Origin of the sequence: Streptomyces sp. NPDC002680 (assembly GCF_042889145.1) — a bacterium.
GTDB lineage: Bacteria > Actinomycetota > Actinomycetes > Streptomycetales > Streptomycetaceae > Streptomyces > Streptomyces adonidis.
On sequence record NZ_JBIAQP010000021.1, the window covers coordinates 23127 to 35844 of the forward strand.

Annotated in this window: 8 protein-coding genes; 4 read left to right on the plus strand and 4 right to left on the minus strand. The window is 68.3% G+C overall.

Features of this window, described 5'->3' with window-relative positions; all coding sequences use genetic code 11:
* Positions 1-95 precede the first annotated feature (95 nt).
* Positions 96-767: a response regulator transcription factor gene (locus tag ACFYXF_RS41270; protein WP_105974642.1), complete on the plus strand. Its 672-nt coding sequence runs from the start codon at positions 96-98 to the stop codon at positions 765-767.
* Between the two features lie 76 nt (positions 768-843).
* On the opposite strand, the gene ACFYXF_RS41275 is transcribed toward ACFYXF_RS41270, so the two are convergent.
* From ACFYXF_RS41275 to metH, 4 genes are all read right to left on the minus strand, one after another.
* On the minus strand, positions 844-2424 hold the full coding sequence (locus ACFYXF_RS41275) for an ABC transporter substrate-binding protein (RefSeq protein WP_389357491.1): 1581 nt from the start codon (positions 2422-2424) through the stop codon (positions 844-846).
* Positions 2425-2509: 85 nt separating this feature from the next.
* Positions 2510-4114 (minus strand): ABC transporter substrate-binding protein, encoded by a 1605-nt coding sequence (locus ACFYXF_RS41280; RefSeq protein ID WP_389357493.1) that lies wholly within the window; start codon positions 4112-4114, stop codon positions 2510-2512.
* A gap of 423 nt (positions 4115-4537) precedes the next feature.
* A complete protein-coding gene (locus ACFYXF_RS41285; RefSeq protein WP_389357495.1) occupies positions 4538-5239 on the minus strand; it encodes an HAD family hydrolase in 702 nt (233 codons plus the stop codon).
* A 118-nt stretch (positions 5240-5357) separates the two neighbouring features.
* Positions 5358-8870: a methionine synthase gene (gene metH, locus ACFYXF_RS41290; protein ID WP_389357497.1), complete on the minus strand. Its 3513-nt coding sequence runs from the start codon at positions 8868-8870 to the stop codon at positions 5358-5360.
* 317 nt (positions 8871-9187) lie between these two features.
* Between metH and ACFYXF_RS41295 the strand changes: the two genes are divergently transcribed.
* The 3 genes from ACFYXF_RS41295 to glpK all read left to right on the plus strand — a co-directional run bounded on the left by ACFYXF_RS41295 (position 9188) and on the right by glpK (position 12714).
* Positions 9188-9952, plus strand: a complete 765-nt coding sequence (locus tag ACFYXF_RS41295) for an IclR family transcriptional regulator (protein WP_389357499.1) — start codon at positions 9188-9190, stop codon at positions 9950-9952.
* A 313-nt stretch (positions 9953-10265) separates the two neighbouring features.
* On the plus strand, positions 10266-11066 hold the full coding sequence (locus ACFYXF_RS41300; protein WP_389357501.1) for an MIP/aquaporin family protein: 801 nt from the start codon (positions 10266-10268) through the stop codon (positions 11064-11066).
* A gap of 100 nt (positions 11067-11166) precedes the next feature.
* The gene (glpK, locus tag ACFYXF_RS41305; RefSeq protein WP_389357503.1) at positions 11167-12714 is read left to right on the plus strand and encodes a glycerol kinase GlpK; all 1548 of its coding nucleotides are present in this window, start codon (positions 11167-11169) and stop codon (positions 12712-12714) included.
* The last annotated feature ends 4 nt before the right edge of the window (positions 12715-12718 follow it).

Here is a 12718-nt window from a genome sequence, read left to right on the forward strand (position 1 = left end):
GCCCGGTGGGGGCTTGTCGCGCAGTTCCCCGCGCCCCTATCGGGGCGCGTCACACCACAGGGCAGAATAGGGATGGGCTAGCGAAGGAGAACTACGTGGCCGTCCGCGTTCTACTGGTCGACGACCAGCCGCTGCTGCGTACCGGGTTCCGGATGATTCTGGAGGCCGAGCAGGACATCGCGGTCGTCGGCGAGGCCGGAGACGGTCTTCAGGCGATCGACCAGGTGCGGGCCCTGCAGCCCGATGTGGTTCTGATGGACATTCGCATGCCGCGGATGGATGGGGTCGAGGCGACTCGGCAGATCACGGGTCCTGGGCGGGACGGGCCGGCGAAGGTGCTGGTGCTGACGACCTTCGATCTCGACGAGTACGTGGTGGAGGCGCTGCGGGCCGGTGCCAGTGGCTTCCTCCTGAAGGACGCGCCGGCGAACGAGCTGGTGCAGGCGATCCGCGTGGTGGCCGCGGGTGAGGCGATGCTCGCGCCGAGCATCACGCGCCGGCTGCTCGACAAGTACGCGGGGCATCTCCCGTCGGGTGACGAGCCCGTGCCGGACACCCTGCACACGCTGACCGAGCGTGAGGTCGAGGTGCTGAAGCTGGTGGCACGGGGACTGTCGAACGCGGAGATCGCCGCCGATCTCTTCGTCAGCGAGACGACCGTGAAGACGCATGTCGGGCATGTGCTGACCAAGCTGGGGCTGCGCGACCGGGTGCAGGCCGCGGTGTACGCGTACGAGAGCGGGCTGGTGCGTCCCGGCGCGCAGTAGCCGGACGGGTTTGTACGACGACGAGGGCGCCCCTTCCTGGAGTGGAAGGGGCGCCCTCGTCGTCGTATCGGCCGGGTCAGCCCTTGTTGATCTCCCAGAAGCGGAAGACGGTCGAGGCGTCGAGGCAGTACTCCAGGCCGTAGACGTTCTCGCGGGTGACGGCGTACTGCTTGGCCTGCCAGATCGGGATGACCGGGACCTGCTGGGCGACGATGTCCTGGAGTTCGGCGAAGTCGGCGTCGGTGGCGGAGCGGTCGCTCTCGGCTGCGGTGCCGGGGATGAGCGTGCCGGTGATGGTGCTGTTGGTGTAGTTGTTGCCGAGGACGTTGCCCTCGCCGAAGAAGGGGGCGGTGAAGTTGTCGGCGTCGGGGTAGTCCGGCACCCAGCCCTTCACGTACACGCCGTACTTGCCGGCCTCGATGTCCTTCTCGTACTGCGCGAAGGGGACGGACTGGACGGTCGCCTCGAAGAGGCCGCTGGCGTTGAGCTGCTTGGCGATGGCCTTGAACTCGTCGTCGGTGGCGGGGCCGTAGCGGGACGGGGTCGACCAGAGGGTCAGCTTGACCTTCTCGGTGATGCCGTCCTCCTGGAGGGCCGCCTGGGCCTTGGCCTTGGAGGGGCGGGCGCCGTAGGTGTCGAAGAAGGCGGTGTTGTGACCGGCTATGCCGGCCGGGATGATCGAGTAGAGCGGGGTCGCGGTGTCCTCGTAGACCTCGTCGACGAGGGCCTCGCGGTCGAGGAGGTAGGCGATGGCCTTGCGGACGCCGAGCTTTCCGGCGACCGGGTCGTTCATGTTGAAGACGAGGTGCTGGACCTCGGCGCTGGTGCCCTCGACGATGTCGATGCCCTCGTCGCCGCTGTCCTTCTCGATGTCGGCGATGTCGCCGGCCTTGAGGCCTCGGTAGGCGATGTCGACCTTGCCGTCGAGGAGGGCGTCCTTCAGCTTGGTCTGGTCGCCGTGGAAGAACTTGAGGGTGACGCCGGAGTTCTTGACCTCGGCGGTGCCCTTGTAGTTCGGGTTGACGGAGAAGACCGCGCTGTCGTCGCCGAACGAGTCGAGCTTGTAGGGGCCGGAGCCGACGGCCTCGCCGTCGGTGCGCAGGCCGTCCTCGTCGTACTGGGTGTGGTCGACGATCGAGCCGGCCCCGGAGGCGATCTTGCTGGGGAAGGTGGCGTCGGGCACCTTGAGGTTGAAGACGACGGTCTTCTCGTCGGGGGTGTCCACCGAGTCGAGCATCGGGAACATGATCGCCGGGCCGGCGTCGTCGTTGATCTTCAGCATGCGGTCGAAGGAGAACTTGACGTCCTCCGAGGTGAGCGAGTCACCGTTGCTGAACTTCAGGCCGTCGCGCAGGGTGCACTTGTACACCTTGGTCTGCGCGTCGCTGAAAGCGCACTCCTTGGCGGCCTCGGGCTGCGGCTCCGTGCCCCCGTTGGGGAAGCTGAGCAGCGACTGGAAGACGTTGTTGAACAACAGCCAGGAGCCCGGGTCGTAGCCGGAGGCGGGGTCGGTGGCCAGGACGTCGTCGGACATCCCCATCACCACGGTGGAGCCGTCGGCCCCCGAGTCGCCGTTCTCCGAGCCGCAGCCGGTGAGGAGGCCGGAGGCCAGCCCCGCCACGATGGGCAGGACCGGCCACTGGTTGCGCAGGTTCACGTGGATGTGCCTTGTCGTCGGGTCTTGGGTACCCGGGACCGTCCCAGCCCCGGGTCGGGATTCATGCGTCGGACGGGTGTGCTGGTCAGTTGCTCACACCGCTGCCGAGCTCCCACAGCTGAAGCGTCGAGGAGGAGTTGAGGGCCCACTCGGCGCCGGTGATGCCGTCGCGTGCGGCGATGTACTGGTTGCCCTGCCACAGCGGCAGTACGGGTACGTCGTCGGCGACGATGTCCTGGATGTCCGTGAGGCTCGTGGAGGCGGTGAGGCGGTCGGCCTCACGGCGGGACTCCGGGATCAGGGTGGTGCGGATCCTGCTGTTGGCGTACGGCAGGTTGAGGAAGTTGTCCTTGTCGAGGAACGGGGCGAGGTAGTTGTCCGCGTCGGGGAAGTCCGGGAACCAGCCCATGCCGTAGACGTCGTACTGGAGTTCCTTCTCGGCCGGGCGGAAGGTGGCCCAGGGGGCGCCCTTGATGCTGACCTTGAAGAGTCCGCTGGCGTTGAGCTGCTTCTGCAGTTCCTCGAACTCCTGCTTGGTGGCCGAGCCGTAGTGGTCGGTCGTGTAGTGCAGGGTCAGTTTCACCGGGGTGGTGATTCCGGCGTTCTCCATCAGGGTTTTCGCCTTGATGCCGCTCGGCTCGCCGTACTTGTTGAAGAAGGAGTTCGAGTGGCCGGTGATGGTGGCCGGGACCAGCGAGTAGAGCGGCTGGGCCTCGTCGCCGTACACCTTCGAGACGAGTTCGGCGCGGTTGATGATCTGCGCCATCGCCTGGCGGACGGCTTTGGTCTTCACCGTCGGCGCGTTGGTGTTGAAGGCGAGGTAGCGGATTTCGAGGCCGGGCATCTGGACGAGGTCGATGTCGCCGGTCGAGTCGTCGTCGAGCTTTCTGATCTGCTCGGGGGACATCGTGCGGGTCATCAGGTCGATGTCGCCCTTGGAGAGCGCGGTGCCCATCGCGGTGGCGTCGGCGAAGGAACGCAGTTCGACCTTGTCGTTCTTCGGCGTCAACTGGCCCTGGTAATTGGGGTTCTTGGTGAAGACGGCGCTGACGAGCTCGTCGTTCTTGACCTCGGAGTGGAGCGTGTACGGGCCGGAGCCGTCGACGTCGAAGCCGTCGCGCAGCTTGTCCTTGTCGTAGTCGTCCGGGTTGACGATGCCCGCGACCGGGGTGGACAGCTTGAACGGGAAGGTGGCGTCGGCGGTCTTGAGGTGGAAGATGACCTCGCGGTCGCCCTGGGTCTCGACGGTGTCGATCGTGGACAGCAGGGCGAACACACCGCTGTCGGCCTGGATCCGCATGGCCCGGTCGATCGAGAACTTCACGTCGGACGCGGTGACTTTGTCGCCGTTGGAGAACTTGAGGCCCTTGCGCAGGGTGCAGGCGTACCGCTCGTTGCCGGTGTCGGTGAACGCGCACTTCTCGGCGGCCTCGGGCACCGGTTCGCCGTCGCCGCGCGGCTGGACCATGAGGGTCTGCACGGTCTGGCGCAGGATGTTCCAGGTGCCGACGTCGTAGGCGTAGGCCGGGTCGATCGGTGCCGGGGCTGCCTTCGTGGCGGTGAACCGGTCCGTGGTGCCGACGACGATCGCGTCGCCGCCGCTGCCTCCGCCATTGGCCGCGCCGCAGGCGGCGAGCACCGGAGCCAGCAGGCCGATGACGGCCGGCAGCACCAAAGTCTTGCGGTTCATGCGCGGGTTTCTCCAGGCTGTCGATCCCAGGAGCCCGGCATGCGTGGGGTGGTGCGCGCGGGGTTCGGGATTACGGCGATGTTCTCGCAACGAGGTTAGTCCGGACCGTGGAGGGGCCCGCAGGCAGCCGGAGTTGGGGGCCGATCACGCTGTGGAGCCGGGTGTGGACGCACCGGAAAACCGGCGACGGAAGGATTCCGCGCAGGCTCCCCCCAATCGGGACACAAGGACTTCCCCTGAGCCCCGAAAAGGGGTACGTGTACACGACATGTGTGCACTGTCGAGCCCTTGTCGGGTGGCGAACCTCACACCCTTTTGCGCGATGGGCGCATAGACGAATTCCACCGCGTAATTCTCATGTGATGGCCTGCATGTTCATCCGGGCGCTTTCCCGCATTCGATCAGGCACGCTCGGTAAACAGGTCAGCGCATTTCCGTCATCAGGCCGTGCAGAAAGGGCAGGTCGACTTCTTCCAGGGACGTCACGATCGTGCGGCGCGCGCCCGGGGCGATGGGCGCGACGGACGGCACGGCCACGACATGGCAGCCGGCGGCCTCGGCGGCGGCGACCCCGGTCGCCGTGTCCTCGACGACGGCGCATCTCGCCGGTTCGGCGCCGAGTCCGGCGGCGGCGATCAGATAGGGGTCGGGGAACGGCTTCGTACGCTCCACCTCGTCCCCCGCGATGCTCAGGGCGAAGTGCTGGGGGCCCAGGGAGGCCAGGACGCGGTCGATGATGCGGCGGTGGGAGGCGGAGACGAGGGCGGTCGGGATCTCGTGCGCGGAGAGTTCGGCGAGGAGTCGGGCGGCGCCCGGCATCAGGGGCAGGGCGCGGCCGATACGGTCCTCGAAGCCGTCGTTGAGCAGGACGGACAGTTCGGGGAGGGTGATGTCGGCGCCGGTGGCCTCGATGAGGAAGCCGGCGCTGCGGGTCATCGGGCCGCCGACCACGACGTGCCGCCAGGAGTCGTCGAGGGTGTGGCCGAGGCCGGCGAAGATCTCGACCTCGACGTCCCACCAGAAGCCCTCGGTGTCCACCAGGGTGCCGTCCATGTCGAGGAGTACGGCCTGCAGTGCTGAGCCTTCGGCCGTACGGGTTCCGAGCGCGGGGACCGTGCTGGTCATCCTGGCGCACCTCCTTGAGGGACGATCAGGCCGGTTGCCCCTGAGTGCACAGAGGGCAACCGGCCTGCGATGGACCGACCAGTGTACGTCTTGTCCGATCAGCGCGCGTTAAAGAGCTTCAGCGTGCGTTGAAGTACTTCGCCTCGGGGTGGTGGATGACGATGGCGTCGGTGGACTGCTCGGGGTGGAGCTGGAACTCCTCGGAGAGCTGGACGCCGATGCGCTCGGGCTGGAGGAGGTCGGCGATCTTGGCGCGGTCCTCCAGGTCGGGGCAGGCGCCGTAGCCGAGGGAGAAGCGGGCGCCCCGGTACTTGAGGGCGAACATGTCCTCGACGTCGGCCGGGTCCTCGCCGGCGAAGCCGAGTTCGGAGCGGACGCGCGCGTGCCAGTACTCGGCGAGGGCCTCGGCCAGCTGGACGGAGAGGCCGTGCAGTTCGAGGTAGTCGCGGTAGGAGTTCGACTCGAAGAGCTTGGCGGTCTCCTCGCCGATCCGGGAGCCGACGGTGACGACCTGGAGGCCGACGACGTCGATCTCGCCGGACTCCTCCGGGCGGAAGAAGTCGGCCAGGCAGAGCCGGCGGCCACGGCGCTGGCGCGGGAACGTGAAGCGCGTACGTTCGTTGCCCCGGTCGTCGAGGATGATCAGGTCGTCGTCCTTGGAGACGCACGGGAAGTAGCCGTAGACGACGGCCGCCTCCAGCAGGGACTCCGTCTGGAGCTTGTCCAGGAGGCCGCGCAGCCGGGGGCGGCCCTCGGTCTCGGCCAGCTCCTCGTAGGTCGGCCCGTCGCCGGTGCGGGCCTGCTTGAGGCCCCACTGGCCCTTGAAGAGGGCGCCCTCGTCGAGCCAGCTCGCGTACTCCTTGAGCTGGATGCCCTTGATGACGCGGGTGCCCTGGAAGGGCGGGGTGGGGATCGGGTTGTCGATGGCCACGTCGGAGCGGACGTGGCCCTCCTCGGGGCGTTCCTCGGTCTGTACGGCGGCGGGGCGGACGCGGCGCTGCTTCAGCTCGGGCAGCTTGGCGCCGGGGACGCCCCGCTTGACGCCGATCAGGGCGTCCATGAGGCGCAGGCCCTCGAAGGCGTCGCGGGCGTAGCGGACCTCGCCCTCGTAGATCTCGTGGAGGTCCTGTTCGACGTACGCCCTGGTCAGGGCGGCGCCGCCGAGGATGACCGGGTAGTCGGCGGCCAGCTTGCGCTGGTTCAGCTCCTGGAGGTTCTCCTTCATGATCACGGTCGACTTCACGAGGAGCCCTGACATGCCGATGACGTCGGCCCGGTGTTCCTGCGCGGCTTCGAGGATCGCGGAGACCGGCTGCTTGATGCCGATGTTGACGACGGTGTAGCCGTTGTTGGTGAGGATGATGTCGACGAGGTTCTTGCCGATGTCGTGGACGTCGCCGCGGACGGTGGCGAGCACGATGGTGCCCTTGCCCTCGTCGTCGGTCTTCTCCATGTGGGGTTCGAGGTGGGCGACGGCCGTCTTCATGACCTCGGCGGACTGGAGGACGAACGGCAGCTGCATCTGGCCGGAGCCGAAGAGTTCACCGACGACCTTCATGCCCTCCAGGAGGGTGTCGTTGACGATGTCGAGGGCGGGGCGGGTCTCCAGGGCCTCGTCGAGGTCGGCCTCCAGGCCGTTCTTCTCGCCGTCGATGATGCGGCGCTGGAGCCGCTCGTCCAGGGGCAGGGCGGCGAGTTCCTCGGCCTTGCCCGCCTTGAGGGACTTGGTGGTGGCGCCCTCGAACAGGGCCATCAGCTTCTGGAGGGGGTCGTAGCCCTCGGCGCGCCGGTCGTAGACCAGGTCGAGGGCCGTCTGCACCTCCTCCTCGCTGAAGCGGGCGATGGGGAGGATCTTCGACGCGTGCACGATCGCCGAGTCAAGGCCCGCCTTGACGCATTCGTCGAGGAAGACCGAGTTCAGCAGCATGCGGGCGGCCGGGTTGAGGCCGAAGGAGATGTTGGACAGCCCGAGGGTGGTCTGGACGTCCGGGTGGCGGCGCTTCAGCTCGCGGATCGCCTCGATCGTCGCGATGCCGTCCTTGCGGGACTCCTCCTGGCCGGTACAGATCGTGAAGGTCAGGGTGTCGATGAGGATGTCCGACTCGTGGATGCCCCAGTTGCCGGTGAGGTCGTCGATCAGCCGTTCGGCGATGGCGACCTTGTGCTCCGGGGTGCGGGCCTGGCCCTCCTCGTCGATGGTCAGCGCGATCAGCGCGGCGCCGTGCTCCTGGGCCAGCTTGGTGACCTTGGCGAAGCGGGACTCGGGGCCGTCGCCGTCCTCGTAGTTGACCGAGTTGATGACCGCACGGCCGCCGAGCTTCTCCAGGCCCGCCTTGATGACGTCGACCTCGGTGGAGTCCAGGACGATCGGCAGGGTGGAGGCGGTGGCGAAGCGGCCGGCCAGTTCCTCCATGTCGGCGACGCCGTCGCGGCCCACGTAGTCCACACAGAGGTCGAGCATGTGCGCGCCCTCGCGGATCTGCTCGCGGGCCATCTCGACGCAGTCGTCCCAGCGGGCGTCCAGCATGGCCTCGCGGAACTTCTTCGACCCGTTGGCGTTGGTGCGCTCGCCGATCGCCATGTAGGCGGTGTCCTGGCGGAACGGGACGGTCTGGTAGAGGGAGGCGGCGCCGGGCTCGGGGCGCGGGTCGCGCGCGGTCGGCGTGATGTCGCGGACGCGCTCGACGACCTGGCGCAGATGCTCGGGGGTGGTGCCGCAGCAGCCGCCGATGAGGGAGAGGCCGTACTCGCGTACGAAGTTCTCCTGGGCGTCGGCCAGCTCCGGCGCGCTCAGCGGGTAGTGGGCGCCGTCCCTGGTCAGGACGGGCAGGCCGGCGTTGGGCATGCAGGACAGCTGGACGCGGGAGTGCCGGGCGAGATAGCGCAGGTGTTCGCTCATCTCGGCGGGGCCGGTCGCGCAGTTCAGGCCGATCATGTCGATGCCGAGGGGCTCCAGCGCGGTCAGCGCGGCGCCGATCTCGGAGCCGAGGAGCATCGTGCCGGTCGTCTCGACCGTCACCGAGACGATCAGCGGGACGTCGTACCCGGCGATCTCCATCGCGCGGCGGGCCGCGAGGACGGAGGCCTTGGTCTGCAGGAGGTCCTGGGTGGTCTCCACGAGCAGGGCGTCGGCGCCGCCGGCCAGGAGGCCCTCGGCGTTCTGCTGGTAGGCGTCGCGGATGGCCGTGAAGGTGGTGTGGCCGAGGGTCGGCAGCTTGGTGCCGGGGCCGATCGAGCCGAGGACCCAGCGCTGGCGGCCGTCGCGGGCGGCGAACTCGTCGGCCGTCTCGCGGGCGATGCGGGCGCCGGCCTCGGACAGCTCGGCGGTGCGTTCGGGGATGTCGTACTCGCCCAGCGCGGTGAGGTTCGCGCCGAAGGTGTTGGTCTCCACGCAGTCGACGCCCGCTTCGAAGTACGCGGTGTGCACCGAGCGGACGATGTCCGGGCGGGTGACGTTGAGGACCTCGTTGCAGCCTTCCAGTTGCTGGAAGTCCTCCAACGTCGGGTCCTGCGCCTGCAGCATGGTGCCCATCGCACCGTCGGCCACCACCACTCGGGTGGCGAGCGCGTCCCGGAGGGCGGACGCACGGGTCCTGCTGTCGGTGGAAGGGGTGGGCGACGAGGCGGCCATGTAAGGGCTCCCTGGAGTGCGACGGCTGTCGGCTTTGCGTCTTCCCCGGGAAGACGCACGCGGCCAGGGTAGCCCGGTGCGGGGCCGTATGGTCAGGGCGTCCACGGGACGGACGTACGTGGCGCGCGTGTCGTGGCCGGAACCAGCGGGCGCGTGCGGGCCGTATACGAGACATCCACCCGGATGTACGCGGATGTAACAGGTGACGACCAGCCATTGGCAGTCGGTCGACATGGACCGGTAGTGTTCGACATTGCCGAACGGCGGCAGCGAACGCCGGTGTGCCGGCGGTCGAAGGGGACGGAGGCAGGACGGCGATGGCACGGAACATCCAGTCGCTCGAACGGGCGGCGGCGATGCTGCGGCTCCTCGCGGGCGGCGAGCGTCGGCTCGGCCTCTCGGACATCGCCTCGTCCCTCGGCCTCGCCAAGGGCACCGCCCACGGCATCCTGCGCACCCTCCAGCAGGAGGGCTTCGTCGAGCAGGAGGCCGCGTCCGGGCGCTATCAGCTGGGCGCCGAGCTGCTGCGCCTGGGGACCACCTATCTGGACGTCCACGAGCTGCGCGCGCGTGCCCTGGTGTGGACCGACGACCTGGCCCGCTCCAGCGGCGAGAGCGTCCACCTGGGGGTTCTGCACCAGCACGGCGTGCTGGTCGTGCACCACGTCTTCCGCCCCGACGACAGCCGGCAGGTGCTGGAGGTCGGGGCCATGCAGCCGCTGCACTCCACGGCCCTGGGCAAGGTCCTGTCGGCCTTCGACCCGGTCGCGCACAGCGAGGTCCTGGAGTCCGAGCGCAAGTCGTTCACCGACCGGACGATCAGCGATCTGGAGGGCTTCGAGGGCGTCCTGGACCTCACCCGCGCGCGCGGGTACGCGGCCGACGTCGAGGAGACCTGGGAGGGCGTCGCGTCCATCGCCGCCCCCATCCACGACCGGCGGCGGATGCCCGTCGGCGCGGTCGGTGTCACCGGGGCCGTGGAACGGCTCTGCCGGGAGGGCGAGCTGCGCCCGGAACTGATCGCCGCGGTGCGGGACTGCGCCCGCGCGGTGTCCCGGGACCTGGGTGCCGGGCGGTTCTGAACCTTCGTACAAAAACTGAACTTTCCTACGAAAACGGCCGGGACATCTTGGATGTTCCGGCCGTTTTCGTCCTTCCGCGTGTGCGCGGAGTGTGCGGGCGGACGCAGGTCGCGACCGACTCAAGATCGATAGCTCACAGCAATCAATAACGATCGTGTTTTCGATAACAGAGCTCTTGACGCGCCCGTAACCCCGGAGCAAGACTCCCGTCCATCGGTCGACATTGTCGAACACCGACCGGCAATAGGCGTTAGAGTGTGACAACGCCAAGGGCCGGCAGTTCCCCCCTGGACGAAGGACAAAGGAGTCGCGGGTGTCCAGCTCCGACATCTTCATCGGCGAGACCATCGGTACCGCCGTACTCATCCTGCTCGGCGGCGGCGTCTGTGCCGCCGTCACGCTGAAGGCCTCCAAGGCCCGCAACGCCGGCTGGCTCGCCATCACCTTCGGGTGGGGTTTCGCCGTACTGACGGCCGTCTACACCTCGGCGCCCCTCTCCGGCGCCCACCTCAACCCGGCCGTGACTCTCGCGCTCGCGCTCAAGAAGAACGGCATCGCCTGGAGCGACGTCCCGATCTACTGGGGCGGGCAGCTGCTCGGCGCCATGATCGGCGCGGCTCTGGTCTGGGTCGCCTACTACGGCCAGTTCCACGCGCACCTCACCGACAGAGAGATCGTCGGCGGTCCGGGCGCTCAGTCCACGAGGACCAAGGCCGTCGAGGCGCAGGAGAAGGGCGCGGGCCCCGTGCTCGGCATCTTCTCCACCGGTCCCGAGATCCGTGTCGCCTGGCAGAACATCGCCACCGAGGTCATCGGCACCGTCGTGCTGGTGCTCGCCGTCCTCACGCAGGGTCTCAACGGCGACGGCAAGGGTCTCGGCACCCTCGGCGCCCTGATCACCGCCCTCGTCGTGGTCTCCATCGGTCTGTCCCTGGGTGGCCCGACCGGCTACGCGATCAACCCGGCCCGTGACCTCGGCCCGCGTATCGTGCACGCCCTCCTGCCCCTGCCCAACAAGGGCGGCTCCGACTGGTCCTACGCCTGGATCCCGGTGGCCGGTCCGCTGATCGGCGGCGCCATCGCTGCGGGCATCTACAACGTCGCTTTTGCTTAGAGCAGCCGACACAGCCTTGAGCAGCTAGAGCAGTCTTGAGCGGCAACGCCGTAAGACAGCCCCTCACCGACGGAACCCACGGACCTTTCAGGAGCACACAGTGACCGACGCGCACACCGCCGGACCCTTCATCGCAGCGATCGACCAGGGCACCACCTCCAGCCGCTGCATCGTCTTCGACCGGGACGGCCGGATCGTCTCCGTCGACCAGAAGGAGCACGAGCAGATCTTCCCGAAGCCGGGCTGGGTCGAGCACAACGCCAACGAGATCTGGACCAACGTCGAGGAGGTCGTCGCCGGAGCCATCTCGAAGGCCGGCATCACCCGCGACGACATCAAGGCCATCGGCATCACCAACCAGCGCGAGACGACGCTGCTGTGGGACAAGAACACCGGTGAGCCCGTCCACAACGCCATCGTCTGGCAGGACACCCGTACCGACGCGCTCTGCAAGGAGCTGGGCCGCAATGTCGGGCAGGATCGTTTCCGCCGTGAGACCGGTCTGCCGCTGGCCTCGTACTTCGCCGGCCCCAAGGCCCGCTGGCTGCTCGACAACGTCGAGGGTCTGCGTGAGCGCGCCGAGGCCGGGGACATCCTCTTCGGCACCATGGACTCCTGGGTCATCTGGAACCTGACGGGCGGTGTGAACGGCGGTCACCACGTCACCGACGTCACCAACGCCTCCCGCACCCTCCTGATGAACCTGCACACCCTGGAGTGGGACCCGAAGATCGCCGAGTCGATCGGCGTCCCGCTGTCGATGCTCCCGGAGATCCGCTCCTCCGCCGAGGTCTACGGCGAGGTCACCGGCGGCAAGCTGGGCGACCTGCTCGGCGGCATCCCGGTCGCCTCGGCGCTCGGCGACCAGCAGGCGGCCCTGTTCGGCCAGACCTGTTTCGCCGAGGGCGAGGCCAAGTCGACGTACGGCACCGGCACGTTCATGCTGATGAACACCGGCGACAAGATCATCAACTCGTACAGCGGCCTGCTGACCACCGTCGGCTACCGCATCGGCAACGACGCCCCGGTCTACGCCCTGGAGGGCTCGATCGCGGTCACCGGTTCGCTGGTGCAGTGGATGCGCGACCAGATGGGCCTGATCTCCACCGCCGCCGAGATCGAGACGCTCGCGTCGTCGGTCGAGGACAACGGCGGCGCCTACTTCGTACCGGCCTTCTCCGGCCTCTTCGCCCCGTACTGGCGCTCCGACGCCCGCGGTGTGATCGCCGGCCTGACCCGGTACGTCACCAAGGCGCACCTCGCGCGTGCCGTGCTGGAGGCCACCGCCTGGCAGACCCGTGAGATCACCGACGCCATGACCAAGGACTCCGGCGTCGAGCTGGCGGCCCTCAAGGTCGACGGCGGCATGACCTCCAACAACCTGCTGATGCAGACCCTCTCGGACTTCCTGGACGCCCCCGTGGTCCGTCCCATGGTCGCCGAGACGACCTGCCTCGGTGCCGCCTACGCCGCCGGCCTCGCCGTCGGCTTCTGGACCAGCACCGACGACCTGCGCGCCAACTGGCGCCGGGCCGCCGAGTGGACCCCCAACATGGACGCGGAGAAGCGCGACCGTGAGTACAAGAGCTGGCTCAAGGCCGTGGAGCGGTCCATGGGCTGGCTCGAAGACGACTCTGTCGAGGAGTAAGAAC